We start from the raw sequence: 20,581 nt of genomic DNA, 5'->3' as shown, positions 1-20,581 counted from the left end.
CGCCCCGCCTGGAGACGGCCCTGACGAAGCTGGTCGGCGTCCGGCATCCGATCGTGCAGACCGGCATGGGCTGGGTCGCGGGCCCCCGCCTGGTCTCGGCCACCGCGAACGCGGGCGCCCTGGGCATCCTCGCCTCCGCCACGATGACGACCGAGCAGTTGGGTCTGGCGGTGCGGGAGGTCAAGGCCCGTACGGAGGAGCCGTTCGGGGTCAATCTGCGGGCCGATGCCGCCGATGCCCGCGAGCGGGTCCGGATCATCATCGACGAGGGCGTGCGCGTGGCGTCCTTCGCGCTCGCCCCCTCCCGCGAACTCATCGCCGAGCTGAAGGACGCGGGCGTCGTCGTGATCCCCTCCATCGGCGCGCGGCGGCATGCCGAGAAGGTCGCGGCGTGGGGCGCGGACGCGGTGATCGTGCAGGGCGGCGAGGGCGGCGGCCACACGGGGGAGGTCGCGACCACCGTGCTGCTGCCGCAAGTCGTGGACGCGGTCGACATCCCGGTGATCGCGGCGGGCGGCTTCCACGACGGCCGGGGCCTGGTGGCGGCGCTCGCCTTCGGCGCGGCGGGCGTGGCGATGGGCACCCGCTTCCTGCTTACCTCGGACTCCACGGTCCCGGACGCGGTCAAGGCGAAGTACCTGGAAGCGACGGTCAAGGACGTCACCGTGACGACGGCCGTGGACGGGCTGCCGCACCGCATGCTCCGTACGGAACTCGTCGCGTCGCTGGAAGGGGCCGGCCGCGTCAGGGCGCTGGCGCAGGCGGTGCGCCGGGCATCCGGCTTCCGGAAGATCTCCGGCCTGAGCTGGCCCCAACTGGTCAGGGACGGCGTCGCGATGAAGCACGGCAAGAACCTGACCTGGAGCCAGACGCTCCTGGCCGCGAACACTCCGATGCTGCTGCGGGCGTCGATGGTCGAGGGCCGCACCGATCTCGGCGTGATGGCCTCGGGCCAGGTCGCCGGGCTGATCGAGGACCTCCCGAGCTGCGAGGAACTGATCACCCGCGTGCTGACCGAGGCCGCGCACGTGCTGGCCACCCTGCCGACGGCAGAGTGAACCCCCTTGAATCCCCTTCAATCCCATTTGGACGAATCCCCCTTAGACGCAAGGGAGTTGATCGATCCCCCATGAACCATCACCACTCCATCCGCAAGGTGACACGTGCCAGGATGGCGACCGCCGTGGTCGCCGCGATCCTGGCGGTGGGCATGCCGACGGCGGCGCCGGCCGTGGCTGTCGGCGGCGCGCACCGGCAGGAGGCGTCGCCGATCCACCAGGTCGTCCTGCAGGGCGCGGTCAACGCCCGTGATCTGGGCGGCTATTGGACGTACGACGGCAAGCGGGTCCGGTACGGACTCGCCTATCGGGCAGACGCCCTGAACAAGACAACAGACGCGGACATCACGACGCTCTCGCGGCTCGGCCTGCGCGAGGTGGTCGACTTCCGGGTGCCGCTGGAGCTCCAGTACGACGGCCCCGACCGCCTCCCCGCCGGGCTGGCCCCGACCGCGCGCCCGGTCTCCGACAGCGGCCTGTACGCGCAGATGCTGGCGGCGATCGGGTCCAAGGACCCGGCGAAGCAGGACGCGATGCTGGGCCACGGCAAGGCGGAGGCCCTCATGCGGACGGTGTACCAGGACTTCGTCTCGGACCCGGCGAGCCGCGCGCAGTTCGGAGCGACACTCAAGGACCTGGCGGCGGGGCGGGGGCCGCTGCTCTTCCACTGCACGTCGGGCAAAGACCGTACGGGCTGGGAGAGTTACGTACTCCTGCGCGCCCTCGGGGTGCCGGACGCGACGGCCCAGCAGGACTACCTGGCGTCCAACGGCTTCCGGGCGGCGGCCGACGCGGCACTGCGGGCGGGCCTGAAACAGTCGGGCATGATGCAGAACCCGGACCTGCTGATCCCGCTGCAGGAAGTGCGCCTCGACTACCTGAACGCGGCGCTGTCCCAACTGTCGTCCCAGTACGGCGACTTGTACGGGTACCTGACGCAGGGGCTGGGCCTGAGTCTCGGCGACTTGGCAGCGCTGCGGTCCAGGCTGGTGAGCTGATTCAGGCGGAGGCGCGCACGAGGCCGACGCGCCGGGCCCGCCCCCAGGGTGCGAGCTCGACGACACCGAACGAGACCTCGACCACGAAGAACAGCCACAGCCAGCGCGGGGCGCCGTGAGCGAGCGCGTACGCCTGCCACGAGGCGAAGAGCGTACGCGCGACCCCGTCGAACAGCCCGTGCACGGCCAACGGCTTGACGATCCGCAGCAGCGCCCAGACGACGACCACCGACCCCATGAGGTTCGCGTAGAGCATCTCCATCGGAGCGAGGGCGGGCAGGGTGCCGAGCCCGAGCCCGCCCCCGAGCTTCGACAGCGCGTCGTGCACCACCGTGTAGGTCCAGGGGGTGGCGAATCCGGCGGTGACGACGAGGTCGTACCAGGCGCTGGCGCGTACGGCGCGCAGATAGCCGGGACGGAAAGGCGTCACGGAACGGGCCATGGAACGGGTCGTGGAACGGATCACGGCGGGTCTCCTGCTGGCGTTCTCCTGCATGAACGCCTCGACGCTAAACAGTGGAGTACTGTCCAAGGTCAAGTCCGCGGTGGAAGTAGGCCGTTGGCGCTTCGCAGTTCGCAATCCGGAGGAGAGCCGTGCGCATCGGGGAGCTGGCCGCGCAGGCGGGTCTGAGCAGGGACGCCATCCGCTTCTACGAGAAGGTCGGCCTCGTCACGGGCCGACGGCTGCCGAACGGCTACCGCGACTTCCCGCCGGAGACGGTGCCGTGGCTCCAGTACGTGCGCACCGCCCAGGCCCTGGGGTTCTCGCTGGCCGAGATCGCCCGGACCGGCGAGGAGTTGCGGGACGCGCCGGACAGTGCGGAGGCGCTGTCCGCGCTGTTCGAGGAGAAGATCAGGGTCATCGACGCCCGCATCAGCGAACTCGCGGCCCTGCGCGCCGAGCTTGAGGCACGGGCTGGCACGGGGTGCCCTCTGCGGGCGGCGGGTTGAGGGTTCGGCGCCCCGACGCCTCCCGGGGCCGAGCCCCAGACCCCGCGGCTCCGCTTCGCGGGAGGGGTTGGGTGCGGGGTCCGCCTGCGGGGTGAGGGCGCCTTGATCGCCCAGTTCCCCGCGCCCCCTGAACCCGCCTTCGACCGCGGACCGTACGTGGTTGCTCGCGCAGTTCCCCGCGCACCCAACAGCGCTTTCGACCGCGGGACCGACATGGCTGGCCGCGCCGTTCCTCGTGCCCCTAACAGCGCTTTCGACTGCGGACCGTGCCTGGTTGCTCGCGCCGTTCCCCGCGCCCCTGTAGGGCACCCAGTACCGATGGTCGCGCCCGCTCGGCGGAGCCGCACGCCGTCATAGCCGCGCGCCCCAAACCGCCTTCGACCGCGGACCGTACGTGGCTGGTCGCGCAGTTCCCCGCGCCCCCAACAGGGTTGGCCTTGGCGGGGTTGGCCTTGGCAAGGGAGCCATGCGGGCGCTCCCGGTCGGGCGACGGAATCGGGCGTCAACCCACTCCCAGCCGTCTGGCGAACTCGGACGTCAGCCCACTTCAGCCCGTCCGGCGATTGAGGACGAGTGCCCTTCAGGCGCGAACGGGGTCCGGGGGCGGAGCCCCTGGAGCAGGGGTGCAGGGGACGGAGTCCCCGCAGGGGGTCTGGGGCGGAGCCCCAGGAGGCTCGGCTCCCTTTCCAACCCCCGGCGGGTTTCGAGAAGGGGCGGGGTGGGGCCTCCCGGGGTCTGGGGCGGAGCCCCAGCGCACCCCGCCGGGCCGCAGCGCCACCCCCGGAGGCCACGCCGCGGAGTGTCACAGCGGGGTGGGGAAGAAATCAGGCCCCGGACCGGCGCCCGCGCCCACCCTGCGCACGGGAAGCCGCACCCTGCCGAGCAGAGGCAGAACCCTGCGAACGGGGCGCAGCACCCTGCCTGCCAGCAGCGGAACCCTGCGAGCGAGCCCCGGAAGGCTGACCCGCAGCCTGCCTGGCGGAGCCAGAACCCTGCGAGCGGGACGCGGCGGGCTGGCCCGCGCCCCCGCGGGAACCCTGCCCGCCGCGGCGACCCCGACTGCGCCCGGACGCAGCCCGCTTCGGCTCCGGCTGAGCCGGCACCTCTATGACCACCGGCACGCCGGACGGCTCCCGCGCCCCCGTGACCCGTACAAGCTCCTCGGAGCTCGACTTGATCTCCGCCGTCCGAGGACGGATGCCCGCGAAGGACATGAGCTTGGTCATCTCGCGCTTCTCCTCGGGCAGCACGAGCGTGACGACGCTGCCCGACTCGCCGGCCCGGGCGGTACGCCCACCGCGGTGGAGGTAGTCCTTGTGGTCCGTCGGGGGGTCGACGTTCACGACCAGGTCCAGGTCGTCGACGTGGATGCCTCGCGCGGCGACGTTCGTCGCGACCAGCGCCGTGACCTGGCCGTTCTTGAACTGGTCCAGCGTGCGGTTGCGCTGCGGCTGCGAGCGTCCGCCGTGCAGGCCCGCCGCGCGGACACCGCTGGAGAGCAGCCGCTTGACCAGCCGGTCCACGGACCGCTTGGTGTCCAGGAACATGATCACGCGCCCGTCGCGGGCCGCGATGCGCGTGGTGACGGCCTTCTTGTCGGTCTCGTCCATCACGTACAGGACGTGGTGTTCCATCGTGGTGACCGCGCCGGCCGACGGGTCGACGGAGTGCACCACCGGGTCGGTGAGGAACATCCGGACCAGGCGGTCGATGTTGGCGTCCAGGGTCGCCGAGAACAGCATCCGCTGGCCGTCCGGCTCGACCTGCTTGAGCAGCGCGGTGACCTGCGGCATGAAGCCCATGTCGGCCATCTGGTCGGCCTCGTCGAGGACGGTGATGCCCACGTTCTCCAGTGAGCAGTCACCCCGCTCTATGAGGTCCTTGAGCCGGCCCGGGGTGGCGACCATGACCTCGGCGCCACGGCGCAGTGCATTGGACTGCTTGGTGATGGAGAGGCCGCCCACGACCGTGGTGAGGCGCAGGTTGACGGCCGTCGCGTAGGGCGTGAGCGCGTCGGTGACCTGCTGGGCGAGCTCGCGCGTCGGTACGAGGACCATGGCGAGCGGCGCCCCGGGCTCGGCGCGCCGGCCCGCGGTGCGGGCGAGCAGGGCGAGGCCGAAGGCGAGGGTCTTGCCGGAGCCGGTGCGGCCGCGGCCGAGTATGTCGCGGCCCGCGAGCGAGTTCGGCAGGGTGGCGCCCTGGATGGGGAACGGCTCGGTCACGCCCTGCGCGTCGAGCGTCTTGAGGAGCGCCGCGGGCATGTCCAGGTCGGCGAAGGCCTCGACGGCGGGCAGCGCGGGGGTGAGGGTCTCGGGCAGTTTGAATTCGCCCTGCGGCGCCATGGTCCGGCCCTTGGCGGGCTTCGTGGACTTGGCGGCGGGCCGGCCGGAACCCCTGCGGGCACCGGAACCGGAACCGGAACCGGAACGGGAGCCGGTACCGGCACCGGAACCGGCACCGGAGCGCTTGCTGGTCATGCGCGTCATACGGAATTTGCCTTCCTGGGACAAGACAGCACAAGCCGGGACCCGCACCTGAGGGTGCGGGCCCCGGCTGCGAAATTCGCGAGCCGCTAAATCCGCGGCTGCAAAATACGCCTCGTCGGCGATTAGGCGGGGAGAATGTTCTCCGCCTGCAGGCCCTTCTGGCCCTGGGTGACCTCGAAGGAGACCTTCTGGCCCTCAAGGAGCTCACGGAAGCCGGAGGAGGCGATGTTGGAGTAGTGGGCGAAGACGTCGGGGCCGCCGCCGTCCTGCTCGATGAAGCCGAAGCCCTTTTCCGAGTTGAACCACTTCACGGTGCCAGTAGCCATGTCATTTCTCCTAAGACAGGGGCAGTTCCGGAAATCCGCGGATTTACGGATTCCTCGTCGCCGCATTGAGCCCATCCGGAGAAACCCCGGAAACAAATAATGCGCCTGAGGATCATTCCCGTCAGGCGCACATAAAGTATATGGGTACCAAAACTGCAACAGCCACCACGATAGCACGCCGCCGTGCGGCACGTCCGTGTGGCTCGTCACGTACTCGTCGCTGGGGGACGCAGTCGGCCGGCGTCCCCCAGCGTCGCGGGCGTCCCCCGCGCCTACAGCCGCTCGATGATCGTCACGTTGGCCTGGCCGCCGCCCTCGCACATCGTCTGGAGGCCGTAGCGGCCGCCGGTTCGCTCCAGCTCGTGCAGCAGCGTCGTCATCAGCTTGACGCCGCTCGCGCCGAGCGGGTGGCCGAGCGCGATCGCGCCGCCGTTGACGTTGACCCGGGCCGGGTCTGCGCCGGTCTCCTTCAGCCAGGCGAGCACCACCGGCGCGAACGCCTCGTTGATCTCGACCAGGTCGAAGTCGTCGATCCTCATGCCCGTCTTCTTCAGGGCGTACGCGGTGGCCGGGATCGGGGCGGACAGCATGCGGATGGGGTCTTCGCCGCGTACCGAGAGGTGGTGGATGCGGGCGCGCGGGGTCAGTGCGTGCTCGGCGACGGCGCGCTCGGAGGCCATGAGGAGGGCGGCCGCGCCGTCGGAGACCTGGGACGAGCAGGCCGCGGTGATCGTGCCGCCGTCCATGACGGGCTTGAGGCGTGCCATCTTCTCCAGGGTGGTGTCCCGGCGCGGCCCCTCGTCCGTGGTGACGGCTCCGTACGCGACGGTCTCCCGCTCGAAGCGGCCCTCGTCGACGGCGCGGACCGCCCGCTGGTGCGAGCGCAGCGCGAACTCCTCCATGTCGAGGCGCGAGATCCCCCATTTCTCGGCGATCAGCTGCGCGCCGTGGAACTGGTTCACCGGCGCCTCCCCGTAGCGGGCGCGCCAGCCCTCGCTGCCGAGGTAGGGGCCGTCGGTCAGGCCGAGCGGTTCGGCGGCCTGACGGGAGGCGAAGGCGATCGGGATCATCGACATGTTCTGGGTGCCGCCCGCGACCACCAGGTCCTGGGTGCCCGAGAGCACGCCCTGCGCCGCGAAGTGGATCGCCTGCTGCGACGAGCCGCACTGGCGGTCGATGGTGACGCCGGGGACCTCTTCGGGCAGGCCCGCCGCCAGCCAGGACGTACGGGCGATGTCGCCGGCCTGCGGGCCCACGGTGTCCAGGCAGCCGAAGACGACGTCCTCGACGGCGGCCGGGTCGACGCCGACGCGCTCGACGAGCGCCCTGAGGACGTGGGCGCCGAGGTCCGCGGGGTGGACCCCCGAGAGCCCTCCCCCGCGCCGGCCCACCGGGGTGCGCACCGCTTCGACGATGTAGGCCTCGGACATGCCAACTCCCCAATCAGGTAAGCGAGTTACGTACGTACGGCGATTCCGTCCAGGACCATCGAGAGGTACTGGCGGGCGATCTCCTCCGGGCTGTGCCGGCCGCCGGGGCGGTACCAGGACGCGGCCACCCACACCGTGTCGCGCACGAAGCGGTAGGTGAGGCGGATGTCCAGGTCGGCGCGGAAGGCGTGCGAGGCGACCCCGCGCTCAAGGGTTCCCAGCCATGCCTTCTCGAACTTCTGCTGCGAGTCGGTCAGGTAGTGGAAGCGGGGCAGCGCGGCCAGGTGCTTGGACTCCTTCTGGTAGATCGCGACGGCGGCGCGGTGCCGGTCGATCTCGCGGAAGGACTCGGTGACGAGGGCCTCGATGGTCTCCCGCGGGCCGAGTCCGGCGGCGAGCACGGCGTCGTACCCCTCCCAGAGCTCGTTGAGGAAGGTCGAGAGGATTTCGTCGAGCATCGACTCCTTGGAGTCGAAGTGGTAGTAGAGGCTCCCCGCGAGCAGGCCCGCCTCGTCGGCGATCTTCCGGACGGTGGTGGCGTTGTACCCGTGGGCGGCGAACACCTCGGCCGCGGTGGCCAGGAGTTCGCGCCGCCGCTCGGGCGAGGCGGTCACCTGCGTCTTCTTCTTGTTCGTTGGCACCCGCCCATTGTGCTGCTCCCGCTAGGCGCGCTGGCTGCTGACGGAGACGACCTCGCCGGTCAGGTACGAGGAGTAGCCGCTGGCCAGGAACACGATGACGTTGGCGACCTCCCAGGGCTCCGCGTACCGGCCGAACGCCTCGCGGGCGGTGAGCTCTTCGAGGAGTTCGGCGGAGGTGACCTTCACCAGGTGCGGGTGCATGGCGAGGCTGGGCGCGACCGCGTTGACCCGCACGCCGAACGCGGCGGCCTCGACCGCCGCGCACCGGGTGAGCGCCATGACGCCCGCCTTGGCCGCGGCGTAGTGGGCCTGGCCCGCCTGGGCACGCCAGCCGACGACGGACGCGTTGTTGACGATGACGCCACCCCGGCCGGACTCCTCGAAGGCGCGCAGCGCCGCCCTCGTACAGCGGAAGGTGCCGTTCAGGGTGACGTCGAGGACCTTGGACCAGGCTTCGTCGCTCATGTCGACGAGGGAGCAAGTGCCGCCGAGGCCCGCGTTGTTGACGACGATGTCGAGTCCGCCGTGTTCGCGCGCGGCGAGCGCGAAGAGAGCCGCCACCTGTTGTTCGTCGGTCACGTCACAGGGGAGGGAGGCAACGTTGTGTGCACCGAACTCGGTGGCGAGCGCCCGCTCGGTCTCCCCCAGGCGGCGGGCGTGGGCGTCGCCGATGACGATGCGGGCGCCCTCTTCGAGGAGCCTGCGGGCGGTGGCGCCGCCGATCCCGGCGCCTGCCGCCGCCGTGACGACGGCGGTGCGGCCGTCGAGGAGGCCGTGGCCCGGCACGTACTGAGCCTTGTTGTCCGTCACGGCGCCACGTTAACCTACCAAACACTTGTTAGGGAAGGATGGTGTGCCGTACCCATGGACCTGGACCCCACGCCCGATCAGGAGGCCTTCCGGGCCGAGGCGCGCGACTGGCTCGCGGCGCACGTCCCTGCCACGCCGCTCCCCTCGCTGGAGACCGAGGCGGGTTTCGCCGCGCACCGGGAGTGGGAGGCGCGCCTTTCCGCGGACCGCTGGTCGGTGGTGTCGTGGCCCGAGGAGTACGGGGGCCGGGGCGTCGACATCTTCAAGTGGCTGGTCTTCGAGGAGGAGTACTTCGCGGCGGGCGGCCCGGGGCGTGTCTCCCAGAACGGCATCAACCTCCTCGCGCCCACCCTGTTCGACCACGCGACGCCCGAGCAGCGCGCGCGGATCCTGCCGGACATGGCGAGCGGCGCCACGATCTGGGCGCAGGCCTGGTCCGAGCCGGAGGCCGGCTCCGACCTCGCCTCGCTGCGGTCCAAAGCCGTGCGCACGCAAGGCGGTTGGCTGCTCTCGGGGCAGAAGACCTGGTCGTCGCGGGCCGCGTTCGCCGACCGCGCCTTCGGCATCTTCCGTACGGATCCGGACGCGACCAAGCCCCACCAGGGCCTCACCTACCTGATGTTCGACCTGCGGGCGCCCGGTGTGACGGTCCGGCCCATCGGGCGCATCGACGGCAAGCCGGCCTTCGCCGAGCTGTTCCTCGACGGCGTCTTCGTGCCCGACGAGGACGTCATCGGCGAGGTGGGCGCGGGCTGGCGGATCGCCATGTCCACGACCGGCAACGAGCGCGGCCTGATGCTGCGCTCCCCCGGCCGCTTCCTCGCCTCGGCCGCGCGGCTCGTCGAGCTCTGGCACGCGCAGGGAGACCCGGCGGACACCGCGCTGCGCGACCGGGTCGCGGACGCGGTGATCGGAGCGCGCGCCTATCAGCTGTTCACCTGCGCGGGCGCCGCCCGCTTCGCCGCGGGCGAGGCCATCGGCGCCGAGTCGAGCCTCAACAAGGTGTTCTGGTCGGAGTACGACATCGCCCTGCACGAGACCGCACTCGACCTGCTCGGCCCGTACGGCGAACTGTCCGACGAAGCCAACGAGGCTCCCGCATGCGGCAGTTGGGCCGAGAACCACGTCTTCTCGCTGGCCGGTCCGATCTACGCCGGGACGAACGAGATCCAGCGCGACATCATCGCCGAGCGTCTGCTCGGCCTGCCGAAGGGCCGCCGATGAGGTTCCTGCTCACCCCGGAACAGCTCGACTTCGCCCGCTCCCTCGACGCGATGCTGACCGCCGCCGACACGCCCTCGGCGGTACGGGCCTGGGGCGCGGGGGACGCGGGGCCTGGCCGCGCCCTGTGGTCCCGGATCGCCGAGGCCGGGGTGTTCGCGCTCACCGCGCCCGAGGCGTACGAAGGGGTCGGGCCGCTGCCCGTCGAACTGGCCCTCTCCTACGTGGAGTTGGGGCGGCACGCGGTACCGGGCCCGCTCGTGGAGACGGTCGCGGCGTCCGCCCTCCTCGCCCGGCTCGCGGAGCTCCGCGAGGAGGGCCCGGCCAAGCGGCTGCTGCCCTCGATCGCATCGGGTGCGTGCGCGGCGAGCGTGCTGTTCCCGGGCGCGAGCCCGTACGCGCTCGACGCGGACGCGGCGGACGTGGTGCTCGCCGTCACGGGCCAGGAGGCGCGGCTAGCGCCGGGCCACGGCCCCGTCCAGCCCTCGGCCGACCCGGCCCGGCGCCTCTCCCGCCCGCTGCCCGGCGGTGAACTCCTCGCCACAGGGCCCCAGTTGGCAGAGGCCGTCGCGTACGCCACGGTCTGGGCGCGGCTCGCCGCGGCAGGCCAGTGCCTCGGGATCGCGGAGGCGCTGCTTGCCCGGACCGTGGCGTACGTCAAGCAGCGCACCCAGTTCGGGGCGCCCATCGGGTCGTTCCAGGCGGTCAAGCACCGCCTCGCGGACACGCTGGTCGCGGTGGAGTTCGCGCGGCCGCTGCTGTACGGGGCCGCGCTCTCGCTCGCGCCGGGGGATGTGGCCGCGGCGAAGGTGACGGCGGGCGAGGCCGCGTACGCCGCCGCCCGCACCGCGCTGCAACTGCACGGTGCGGTGGGCTACACCCAGGAGCTCGACCTGTCGCTTTGGCTGCGGAAGGCGCGTCCGCTGAGGGACGCGTGGGGGTCGCCGAGCGAGTGCCGGGCGGCAGTGCTGGCGGGCCAGTGATCAGTGGACCTGACCCGTGGGGCGGACCACCACCTGGTTCACCTCGACCCCGGCCGGCTGGGCCAGCGCCCACACGATCGCTTCGGCCACGTCCTCCGGGGTCATCGCGGGGCCGTCCGGGACGACGCCCGTCGGGTGGCTCGACCAGAACGGGCTGTCCACCCGGCCCGGCGCGACCAGCGTCACGCCGACGCCCGAGCCGGTGACCAGGACCCGGGTGTTCTCGGCGAGCGAGGTCAGCGCGCCCTTGGTCACCGAGTACATGTTGCCGGGCGTGTTCTTGATCCCCGCCGTGCTGCCCACCATCACGATGCGGCCGCCGCTCTCGGTGAGCGCGGGCAGCGCGGCCTTCACCAGGACGGCCGGGCCCAGCACATTGACCATGAGCATTTCGCGCCAGTGCTCGGGGTCGCCGTCGGCGAGGTTGTCGTGGGTGGAGAACCCGGCGTTGGCGACGACGTGGTCGAGCCGCCCGAAGTTCTTGACGGTCGCCTCGACCGCGGCGCCGATCGAGGCGAGGTCGGTGGTGTCGGCGGCGACCGCCAACACCCGCTCCCCCGCGCCGAGTTCGGCCGCGAAGGCGTCCAGCCTCGCCTGGTCGCGGCCGGTGACGGCGACCCGGTGGCCTCCGTCCAGGAGCCGCCGGACGCTAGCGGCGCCGATCCCGCTCGCCCCGCCGGTGACGAGGGTGACCGGGCCGTTGTTGTGCTCGCTGCTCATGAATTCCCCTGGATCTTCGAATCCGTCGCATGCCCAGGGCGACTGTAGCGGCCTGCGCCTCAGGCGTCCTCGCGGACTCCTTCGTCATTGCCGCGCCGCAGCGTGCGCAGCGCGGCACCGGGTCGCCAGGCCCGTACGACCAGCTCGTCGTTGTCGAGGCCGGTCCAGACGACCTCGGTCAGCTCGGCGCGGAAGAGGTGGAACGGCTCGGGCGGCTCGACCTGCGAGGCGAAGGCGGCCATCACCTCGCGGTCGGTGACCTCCACCGCGCGGCCGCTGACCCGTACGTCGCCGTCCGCCATCTCGGCGTCCGGGCCGGGGTTGGCCTGCACCGCGAAGCGCGGGTCGCGGCGCAGGTCGAGGGCCTTCATCGAGTTCGGCATCATGCCGAGCCAGAGCTCGCCGCCCTGGAACTCCACCTCCAGGCCGGTCACCCGGGGCGAGCCGTCCTTGCGCAGCGTGGCCAGGACGTGGTGCTTGTAGATCTTGAACCGCGCCTCGACGCGCTCGGCGAACTGCGCCTCGGCCCGCCGGAACTCGCTCCAACCGACCGCCGTGGTTCCTGTCTCCTTGGTTGCCATGGCTCCAGGAGACCTCAGATACCCGACATCTCCTGTCCGGATTGCCGCGCCGGGAGGGTGACGACGGCCGCGTGCCCCTCGGCCCGCACCACCGCACCGCCCTCCTCGGTGAGCACCGCGTCGTACGGGCCCAGGCGTACGCCGTCGACGTGGGCGGGCGCGTCGAGAGCGACGACCAGGGCTGGCCCGGTGATCGTCAGGCCGCCCCGCACCACGGCGACCGCCGGGGCGGGGCGGCCCCGGCGGAACATCACGTTGAAGTTGACGACAGGACCGGCCAGGAGCCGGCAGTCGGTGGGGGCGTCACCGGGGAAGTGCTGGGGCACGAACCGTTCGTCCACCAGGCGCCGTTGACCGTTCACGGTGAGGTCCATTCCGGCGCCCTCGACGACGGTGAGGATCCGGTCCACGCCCGGAAACCCGGAGAACGGGCCGTCCGCGCCGACGTCCGCGAGGCTGACCCGCCACTCGAACTCCGCCGTCCCCGAGCCTTCGGGGTGGGCGGCGACGCTCCGGGTCACTCCGCCGCCGTTCTTCCACGGCACGGCCTTCCTGACGGCGGCCCGCAACACCTTCACCGTACGACCCCTTCCGCGCGGGGTGGTTCCGGCGGCGGGGCACCCCGCGTTGCCTACGCACCCGGTGCGAGGTTACGCGATGCGGGGTGGTTCCGGCTGGCCCCGGTCGTTCCCCGCGTCCCTCAGGGGGTTTGGTCGCCCGCGCCGAGTCCTACGGGGCCTGGTCCTGGAAAGCCGGCAGCGCGAAGATTCGCTCCTTCGCCGCGTCCTCCATCAACTCCACCAGCGGCAGCACCAGTTCCCACAGGTTCTGTTTGTCCACCTCTCTCGTCAGGGCGTCCAGGTCCTCGTCCGTCAGGGCGCCTGCCGCGTCCGCCACCACCTTGCGGGACTCCTCGGGCAGCAGCTCCACCAGCGGCAGGAACTCCGCCCACAACGCGGTCGCCACCACCGCCGGGACGATGCCGGCCAGGACCGACGGGTCGGTCAGGGAGGGCAGTACGGCCACCGCCCGGCGGTCCTCCTCGCCAAGCAGGGCCACCAGCGGGAGCAGCGACTCCCACAGGTCCTGGTCGGCCACCGTCCGTACCAGCGTGTCCAGTCGGTCCTGGGGCTGGCGCGCGGCCAGTGTCGCGATGCGGGCGCGCTGGTCCCCCGTCACCATGCCCGCGACCGCCAGGGCCTCGGGCCACAGGCCGTCGGCCGCCGACGCGATGACCTGGGCCAGGCGCTCGTCGCCCATCAACTCGACGATCCTGCCGAGGCGTTGGGGCTGGTCGACCGCGAACCCGGTCCGCAGGACCACCGCGTCGTCGACCTGCGGCAGGATGCGGGTCAGCGCCGAGTCGCGCAGGTGGCCGACGAAGCGGCCCATCGTGAGGTGGTCGCCGCGTTCGGCGAGAGTGACCGAGATCCGTACGAGCAGGTTCTCGTCGAGGCGGTCGACGATGCCCGCGATGCGGCGCGGGTCCAGGTGGGCGCAGGACGCCGCGGTGAACGCCACGGGGAGTTTTTCGATGATGTCGGCGGCCCGGGCCGGTTCGAGTCGGCCCGCTACGGCGGCGGCGAGGCGTGGGCCGAGGGCTTTTTGCGAGATGGCGGCGGCGACCCCGGCCGGGACGAGTTTGGTGGCCCGCGCGATGCGGTCGAGCATGTCCGGCATGCCGTCGAACAGGGCGGCCACAGCCTGTTCGCGGAGCTTCTTCAGGTCTTCGGCGGGCAGGGTTTCGAGGAAGGCGAGGCGTTCGGGGCGCTCGCCGAGCAGGGCCGCGATCTTCTCGGTCTCGGCACGGTTGCGGAGCTTGTCGCGGGTGTCCATGGCCGGCCTCACTTGAAGAGGATGCGGCGGACGGGGCCGCGGGCGAGGGCGGGCACGAGCTTCAGGGCCTCTTCGGCGGCCTCGCCGAGACCGGCCGCCCGGCCCTCGCGCTCCTTGCGCAACGCGCCTGTCAGGAAAGAGAGTTGATTGGTCGTCAGCTCGGCCAGGGAGTCCGGGGGCGCGGTCCCCAGCTCCGTACTCAACTGCGACAGCGCTTCGTTGCTCAACGGATCCTCCCGGTGACGGACGGCGGCTCGTCCCGAGGGTGGAGCGCAATTGACTAATAGTCAATACGTGGCGCCGGCCGTGGCCCGAACACGCCGCGGCGCCCGCCCAGTCGTCCGGTCGGGGACAGTGGGGCGGGCGCCGGTCAGTTCCGCACGTCGTTGTACGGGACGTATGAGGGGTCCTGGACCCGGGGGCGCTAAACCGTGAGCGCGCGGTCCGTGGGGCGGATCGGGGCGGGCAGGTCGCTCGCGCCGGTCAGGTAGCGGTCGACGCCGCGCGCCGCGGAGCGGCCCTCGGCGATCGCCCAGACGATCAGGGACTGGCCGCGGCCCGCGTCACCGGCGACGAACACGCCGTCGACGTTGGTCGCGAAGTCCGCGTCGCGCGCGACGTTGCCGCGCTCGTCGAGCTCAAGGCCGAACTGCGCCACCAGGCCGTTGGCCTGGTCGGTGCCGGTGAAGCCCATGGCGAGGGTGACCAGCTGGGCGGGGATCCTGCGCTCCGTGCCCGGCTTCTGGGTCAGCTTGCCGTCGACGAACTCGACCTCGACGAGGTGCAGGAACTGGACGTTGCCGTCCTCGTCGCCCTCGAAGTGGGTGGTCGAGACCGAGTAGACGCGCTCGCCGCCCTCCTCGTGCGCGGAGGTCACCTTGTAGAGCATGGGGAACGTCGGCCAGGGCTGGCCCGGGTTCCGCTCGTCGCCCGGCTTCGGCATGATCTCCAGCTGCGTGACGGAGGCCGCGCCCTGGCGGTGGGCGGTGCCCACGCAGTCCGCGCCGGTGTCGCCGCCGCCGATCACCACGACGTGCTTGCCCTCGGCGGTGATCGGCGGGGTGACGAAGTCGCCCTCCTGCACCTTGTTCGAGAGCGGCAGGTACTCCATCGCGAAGTGGATGCCGTTCAACTCCCGTCCAGGGACGGGGAGATCGCGGGAGACCGTGGCACCGGCCGCGATGACGACCGCGTCGTAGCGCTTGCGCAGCTTCGCGGCGTCGATGTCACGGCCGATCTCGACCTCGGTACGGAACTTGGTGCCCTCCGCGCGCATCTGCTCGATGCGGCGGTTGATGTGCACCTTCTCCATCTTGAACTCGGGGATGCCGTAGCGCAGCAGGCCGCCGATGCGGTCGGCGCGCTCGTACACGGCGACCGTGTGTCCTGCCCGGGTCAGCTGCTGGGCGGCGGCCAGGCCCGCCGGGCCCGAGCCGATGACCGCGACGGTCTTGCCGGAGAGGCGCTCGGGCGCCTGCGGCCTGACGTCGCCGGTGTCCCACGCCTTGTCGATGATCGAGACTTCAACGTTCTTGATGGTGACGGCGGGCTGGTTGATGCCGAGCACGCACGCCGACTCGCAGGGAGCCGGGCACAGCCGCCCGGTGAACTCCGGGAAGTTGTTCGTGGCGTGCAGGCGCTCGGACGCGGCCTGCCAGTCCTCGCGGTAGGCGTAGTCGTTCCACTCGGGGATCAGGTTCCCCAGCGGACAGCCGTTGTGGCAGAACGGGATGCCGCAGTCCATGCAGCGCCCGGCCTGCTTGCTGATGATCGGCAGCAGCGAACCGGGAACGTAGACCTCGTTCCAGTCCTTGACGCGCTCGCCCACCGGGCGGGTCTTGGCGACCTCGCGCCCGGTGGTCAGGAAGCCCTTGGGGTCAGCCATTGGTCGCCGCCTCCATCATCTTCTCGGTGGTCTCCTGCTCGGAGAGACCGGCGAGCTCAGCGGCGTCCTTGGCGGCGAGCACGGCCTTGTACGTGGTCGGGATGATCTTGCTGAAGCGGTCCACGTTCACGGACCAGTCGGCGAGCAGCTTCTCGGCGACCGTCGAGCCGGTCTCCTCGAAGTGGCGGCGCACGACGTCGTGCAGCCACTGCCTGTCGGTGTCGCTCGGTGTCTCGATGGCGTTCAGGTTCCCGGAGTTGACGTTGTCCCGGTCCAGGTCGACGACGTAGGCGATGCCGCCGGACATGCCGGCCGCGAAGTTGCGCCCGGTCTCGCCGAGGACGACCGCGTGGCCGCCGGTCATGTACTCGCAGCCGTGGTCGCCCACGCCCTCCGAGACGACGGTGGCACCCGAGTTGCGGACGCAGAAGCGCTCGCCGGTGCGGCCCCGCAGGAACAGCTCGCCGCCGGTCGCGCCGTACGCGATCGTGTTGCCGGCGATCGTCGAGTACTCGGCGAGATGGTCGGCGCCCCGGTCCGGGCGGACGATGACACGGCCGCCGGAGAGGCCCTTGCCGACGTAGTCGTTGGCGTCGCCCTCCAGGCGCAGCGTCACGCCGCTCGGCAGGAAGGCACCGAAGGACTGGCCGGCCGAGCCGGTGAAGGTGATGTCGATGGTGTCGTCGGGCAGGCCCGCACCGCCGAACTTCTTCGTCACCTGGTGGCCGAGCATGGTGCCCACGGTCCGGTTGATGTTGCGGATCGCGATCTGCGCGCGGACCGGCTGCGCGGCCTCGGCGGACTCGGCTTCGAGCGCGTCGGCGGCGAGCTTGATGAGCTCGTTGTCCAGCGCCTTCGCCAGGCCGTGGTCCTGCTCGATCACCGCGTGGCGTACGGCGCCCTCGGGCAGCTCGGGCACGTAGAACAGCGGCTCCAGGTCGAGGCCCTGGGCCTTCCAGTGGGTCACGGCCCGGTCGGTGTCGAGGAGTTCGGCGTGGCCGACGGCCTCCTCGATCGTGCGGAAGCCGAGCTCGGCCAGGATCTCGCGGACCTCTTCGGCGATGAACTCGAAGAAGTTCACGACGAATTCGGGCTTGCCCGAGAAGCGGTCGCGCAGGACCGGGTTCTGGGTGGCGATGCCGACCGGGCAGGTGTCCAGGTGGCAGACGCGCATCATGACGCAGCCGGAGACGACGAGCGGCGCGGTCGCGAAACCGAACTCCTCGGCGCCGAGCAGCACGGCGATGATGACGTCACGGCCGGTCTTGAGCTGGCCGTCGGTCTGCACGACGATGCGGTCGCGCAGGCCGTTGAGCAGGAGGGTCTGCTGGGTCTCGGCGAGGCCCAACTCCCACGGCCCACCGGCGTGCTTGAGCGACGTCAGCGGCGATGCGCCCGTACCGCCGTCGTGGCCGGAGATGAGGACGACGTCCGCGTGCGCCTTGGAGACACCCGCGGCGACCGTCCCGACGCCGACCTCGGACACCAGCTTCACGTGGATGCGCGCGGCCGGGTTGGCGTTCTTGAGGTCGTGGATCAGCTGAGCCAGGTCCTCGATGGAGTAGATGTCGTGGTGCGGCGGCGGCGAGATGAGGCCGACGCCCGGGGTGGAGTGCCGGGTCTTGGCGACCCACGGGTAGACCTTGTGGCCGGGCAGCTGGCCGCCCTCGCCGGGCTTGGCGCCCTGCGCCATCTTGATCTGGATGTCGTCCGCGTTGACCAGGTACTCGCTGGTCACCCCGAAGCGGCCGGAGGCGACCTGCTTGATGGAGGAGCGGCGCGCCGGGTCGTACAGGCGGTCCGCGTCCTCGCCGCCCTCACCGGTGTTGGACTTGCCGCCCAGCTGGTTCATGGCGATGGCGAGCGTCTCGTGGGCCTCGCGCGAGATGGAGCCGTACGACATGGCGCCGGTCGAGAAGCGCTTGACGATCTCGGAGACCGGCTCGACCTCGTCGATGGAGATCGGCTCGCGCTCGCTGCTGAAGCCGAACAGACCCCGGAGCGTCATCAGGCGCTCGGACTGCTCGTTCACGCGGTCCGTGTACTGCTTGAAGATGTCGTAGCGCTTGTTGCGCGTCGCGTGCTGGAGACGGAAGACCGTCTCCGGGTCGAACAGGTGCGGCTCGCCCTCGCGGCGCCACTGGTACTCGCCGCCGATCTCCAGGGCGCGGTGCGCCGAGGGGACGCCGGAGGCGGGGTAGGCCTTGGCGTGCCGGGCGGCGACCTCGCGCGCGACCACGTCCAGACCCGCACCGCCGATCTTCGTCGCGGTGCCGATGAAGTACTTCTGGACGAAGGCCTCGTCGAGACCGACGGCCTCGAAGACCTGGGCGCCGCGGTAGGAGGCGACCGTCGAGATGCCCATCTTCGACATGACCTTCAGGACGCCCTTGCCGAGCGCGTAGATCAGGTTGCGGATGGCCTGCTCGGGCTCAAGGCCCTCGATGAAGGTGCCGGCCCGGACCAGGTCCTCGACGGACTCCATGGCGAGGTACGGGTTGACCGCGGCGGCACCGTAACCGATGAGCAGCGCGACGTGATGCACCTCGCGGACGTCACCGGCCTCGACGAGCAGGCCCACCTGGGTGCGCTGCTTCGTGCGGATGAGGTGGTGGTGGACGGCGGCGGTGAGCAGCAGCGAGGGGATCGGCGCGTGCTCGGCGTCGGAGTGCCGGTCGGACAGGACGATCAGGCGGGCGCCGTCCTCGATCGCGGCGTCGGTCTCCTTGCAGATGGCCTCGATGCGGGCGGCAAGCGCGTCGCCGCCGCCGGAGACCCGGTACAGGCCGGAGAGCGTGGCGGCCTTCATGCCCGGCATGTCGCCGTCGGCGTTGATGTGTATCAGCTTCGCCAGCTCGTCGTTGTCGATGACCGGGAAGGGCAGCGTGACGCTGCGGCACGAGGCGGCGGTCGGCTCAAGGAGGTTGCCCTGCGGGCCGAGCGTGGAGCGCAGGCTGGTCACGAGCTCTTCGCGGATCGCGTCGAGCGGCGGGTTGGTGACCTGCGCGAACAGTTGGGTGAAGTAGTCGAAAAGGAGCCGGGGACGCTCGGAGAGCGCGGCGATCGGCGAGTCCGTACCCATGGAGCCGAGCGGCTCGCCGGCGGTGCGGGCCATCGGCGCGAGGATGACGCGGAGCTCTTCCTCGGTGTAGCCGAAGGTCTGCTGGCGGCGGGTGACCGAGGCGTGGGTGTGCACGATGTGCTCGCGCTCGGGCAGGTCCTCCAGCTCGATCTCGCCGGCTTCCAGCCACTCCTTGTACGGGTTCTCGGCGGCGAGGGACGCCTTGATCTCGTCGTCCTCGATGATGCGGTGCTCGGCGGTGTCGACGAGGAACATCTTGCCGGGCTGCAGGCGGCCCTTGCGGACGACCTTCGCCGGGTCGATGTCGAGCACGCCGACCTCGGAGGACAGGACCACGAGGCCGTCGTCGGTCACCCAGTACCGGCCCGGGCGCAGGCCGTTGCGGTCGAGGACCGCGCCGACCTGGGTGCCGTCGGTGAAGGTGATGCAGGCCGGGCCGTCCCAGGGCTCCATCATCGTGGCGTGGAACTGGTAGAAGGCACGGCGTGCCGGGTCCATCGACTCGTGGTTCTCCCACGCCTCGGGGACCATCATCAGCACCGAGTGCGGCAGCGAGCGGCCGCCGAGGTGGAGGAGTTCGAGCACCTCGTCGAAGGACGCGGAGTCGGAGGCGTCCGGCGTACACACGGGGAAGATCCGGTCGAGCTTGCCGGCGCCCGAGTTGAACAGGTTGGAGACGAGCTGGGACTCGCGGGCCACCATCCAGTTGCGGTTGCCCTTGACCGTGTTGATCTCGCCGTTGTGCGCGACGAAGCGGTACGGGTGGGCCAGCGGCCAGGACGGGAAGGTGTTGGTGGAGAACCGCGAGTGCACGAGGGCGACGGTGGTGGCGCAGCGGCGGTCGGAGAGGTCCGGGAAGAACGGCTCCAGCTGGCCGGTGGTCAGCATGCCCTTGTAGACGATGGTCCGGGCGGAGAGCGACGGGAAGTAGACACCGGCCTCCCGCTCGGCGCGCTTGCGCAGCACGAAGGCCTTGCGGTCGAGCGCGATGCCGGACGAGTTGCCGTCGCTCACGAAGAGCTGGCGGAAGGCGGGCATGGTGGCGCGGGCGCCGTTGCCGAGCAGTGCGGGGGTGACGGGGACCTCACGCCAGCCCAGGACGGTGAGCCCCTCTTCACCGGCGATCGTCTCGATCCGTGAGACGGCCTCGCTGGTCTCCTCCAGGGGCAGGAAGGCGATACCGACGGCGTACGAGCCCGCCTCGGGCAGCTCGAAGTCACTGACCTCGCGCAGGAACGCGTCCGGAACCTGGAGCAGGATGCCGGCGCCGTCACCGGAGTCCGGCTCGGAGCCGGTGGCGCCGCGGTGTTCCAGGTTGCGCAGTACGGTCAGGGCCTGCTCGACCAGCTCATGGCTGGCAACACCGGTGAGGGTGGCCACGAACCCGACGCCACAGGCGTCGTGCTCGTTACGGGGGTCGTACATCCCCTGCTGGGCGGGGCGACCGTCCATGGGCGACCAGGCGTCGGAACGCATCGGCTCTCCCGTCGTCGTTAGTGGCATTGGGGGCTCCCTGCTCGATCTGGGGGTCCCCCTGCTCGAACGAGGTCGAGGGCTTGGGGGAGAGAGCTTG

General features: G+C 71.2%; 18 protein-coding genes. 5 read left to right on the top strand and 13 right to left on the bottom strand.

What is annotated here, in order from left to right; translation table 11 throughout:
* Window positions 1-8 precede the first annotated feature (8 nt).
* Both ADK54_RS24425 and ADK54_RS24420 read left to right on the top strand, forming a co-directional pair.
* Complete coding sequence (locus ADK54_RS24425) at window positions 9-1,058, top strand: NAD(P)H-dependent flavin oxidoreductase (protein WP_053727882.1); 1,050 nt, start codon at window positions 9-11, stop codon at window positions 1,056-1,058.
* Between the two features lie 71 nt (window positions 1,059-1,129).
* Window positions 1,130-2,056: a tyrosine-protein phosphatase gene (locus ADK54_RS24420; protein WP_234392185.1), complete on the top strand. Its 927-nt coding sequence runs from the start codon at window positions 1,130-1,132 to the stop codon at window positions 2,054-2,056.
* 1 nt (window position 2,057) lies between these two features.
* On the opposite strand, the gene ADK54_RS24415 is transcribed toward ADK54_RS24420, so the two are convergent.
* Window positions 2,058-2,498, bottom strand: a complete 441-nt coding sequence (locus ADK54_RS24415; protein WP_053727880.1) for a hypothetical protein — start codon at window positions 2,496-2,498, stop codon at window positions 2,058-2,060.
* Between the two features lie 152 nt (window positions 2,499-2,650).
* On the opposite strand from ADK54_RS24415, the gene ADK54_RS24410 reads away from it, so the two are divergent.
* Window positions 2,651-3,007, top strand: a complete 357-nt coding sequence (locus ADK54_RS24410; protein WP_053727849.1) for a MerR family transcriptional regulator — start codon at window positions 2,651-2,653, stop codon at window positions 3,005-3,007.
* A gap of 824 nt (window positions 3,008-3,831) precedes the next feature.
* Here ADK54_RS24410 and ADK54_RS24405 read toward each other — a convergent pair.
* The 5 genes from ADK54_RS24405 to ADK54_RS24385 all read right to left on the bottom strand — a co-directional run bounded on the left by ADK54_RS24405 (window position 3,832) and on the right by ADK54_RS24385 (window position 8,700).
* Window positions 3,832-5,484 carry a DEAD/DEAH box helicase gene (locus tag ADK54_RS24405; protein ID WP_078966588.1) on the bottom strand — a complete coding sequence of 551 codons (1,653 nt, stop codon included), beginning with the start codon at window positions 5,482-5,484 and terminating at the stop codon, window positions 3,832-3,834.
* Between the two features lie 131 nt (window positions 5,485-5,615).
* Window positions 5,616-5,819 carry a cold-shock protein gene (locus tag ADK54_RS24400; protein ID WP_053727847.1) on the bottom strand — a complete coding sequence of 68 codons (204 nt, stop codon included), beginning with the start codon at window positions 5,817-5,819 and terminating at the stop codon, window positions 5,616-5,618.
* Window positions 5,820-6,091: 272 nt separating this feature from the next.
* A complete protein-coding gene (locus ADK54_RS24395) occupies window positions 6,092-7,249 on the bottom strand; it encodes an acetyl-CoA C-acetyltransferase (protein WP_053727846.1) in 1,158 nt (385 codons plus the stop codon).
* 26 nt (window positions 7,250-7,275) lie between these two features.
* On the bottom strand, window positions 7,276-7,890 hold the full coding sequence (locus ADK54_RS24390) for a TetR/AcrR family transcriptional regulator (RefSeq protein ID WP_053727845.1): 615 nt from the start codon (window positions 7,888-7,890) through the stop codon (window positions 7,276-7,278).
* Window positions 7,891-7,911: 21 nt separating this feature from the next.
* Window positions 7,912-8,700 (bottom strand): SDR family oxidoreductase, encoded by a 789-nt coding sequence (locus tag ADK54_RS24385; RefSeq protein WP_053727844.1) that lies wholly within the window; start codon window positions 8,698-8,700, stop codon window positions 7,912-7,914.
* 54 nt (window positions 8,701-8,754) lie between these two features.
* Here ADK54_RS24385 and ADK54_RS24380 point away from each other — a divergent pair, with 54 nt between their 5' ends.
* Both ADK54_RS24380 and ADK54_RS24375 read left to right on the top strand, forming a co-directional pair.
* A complete protein-coding gene (locus ADK54_RS24380; RefSeq protein ID WP_053727843.1) occupies window positions 8,755-9,924 on the top strand; it encodes an acyl-CoA dehydrogenase family protein in 1,170 nt (389 codons plus the stop codon).
* A complete protein-coding gene (locus ADK54_RS24375; protein ID WP_053727842.1) occupies window positions 9,921-10,904 on the top strand; it encodes an acyl-CoA dehydrogenase family protein in 984 nt (327 codons plus the stop codon). The genes ADK54_RS24380 and ADK54_RS24375 overlap by 4 nt, the downstream gene beginning before the upstream one ends.
* On the opposite strand, the gene ADK54_RS24370 is transcribed toward ADK54_RS24375, so the two are convergent.
* The 7 genes from ADK54_RS24370 to gltB form a co-directional block, all read right to left on the bottom strand.
* A complete protein-coding gene (locus ADK54_RS24370) occupies window positions 10,905-11,624 on the bottom strand; it encodes an SDR family oxidoreductase (protein ID WP_053727841.1) in 720 nt (239 codons plus the stop codon). It lies immediately after the preceding gene.
* Window positions 11,625-11,683: 59 nt separating this feature from the next.
* Window positions 11,684-12,205 (bottom strand): pyridoxamine 5'-phosphate oxidase family protein, encoded by a 522-nt coding sequence (locus ADK54_RS24365; protein WP_053727840.1) that lies wholly within the window; start codon window positions 12,203-12,205, stop codon window positions 11,684-11,686.
* Between the two features lie 14 nt (window positions 12,206-12,219).
* Window positions 12,220-12,783, bottom strand: coding sequence for a HutD family protein (locus tag ADK54_RS24360; RefSeq protein WP_053727839.1), 564 nt, complete (start codon window positions 12,781-12,783; stop codon window positions 12,220-12,222).
* 151 nt (window positions 12,784-12,934) lie between these two features.
* Window positions 12,935-14,041 (bottom strand): hypothetical protein, encoded by a 1,107-nt coding sequence (locus ADK54_RS24355; RefSeq protein WP_053727838.1) that lies wholly within the window; start codon window positions 14,039-14,041, stop codon window positions 12,935-12,937.
* 8 nt (window positions 14,042-14,049) lie between these two features.
* Window positions 14,050-14,268 (bottom strand): hypothetical protein, encoded by a 219-nt coding sequence (locus ADK54_RS24350; RefSeq protein ID WP_053727837.1) that lies wholly within the window; start codon window positions 14,266-14,268, stop codon window positions 14,050-14,052.
* A gap of 197 nt (window positions 14,269-14,465) precedes the next feature.
* On the bottom strand, window positions 14,466-15,926 hold the full coding sequence (locus ADK54_RS24345) for a glutamate synthase subunit beta (protein WP_053727836.1): 1,461 nt from the start codon (window positions 15,924-15,926) through the stop codon (window positions 14,466-14,468).
* The gene (gene gltB / locus ADK54_RS24340) at window positions 15,919-20,484 is read right to left on the bottom strand and encodes a glutamate synthase large subunit (protein WP_053727835.1); all 4,566 of its coding nucleotides are present in this window, start codon (window positions 20,482-20,484) and stop codon (window positions 15,919-15,921) included. The genes ADK54_RS24345 and gltB overlap by 8 nt, the downstream gene beginning before the upstream one ends.
* Window positions 20,485-20,581 lie beyond the last annotated feature (97 nt).

This window comes from Streptomyces sp. WM6378 (assembly GCF_001279695.1).
In the GTDB taxonomy this organism is placed as follows: domain Bacteria; phylum Actinomycetota; class Actinomycetes; order Streptomycetales; family Streptomycetaceae; genus Streptomyces.
This window is presented reverse-complemented; position numbering and strand designations above follow the sequence as displayed.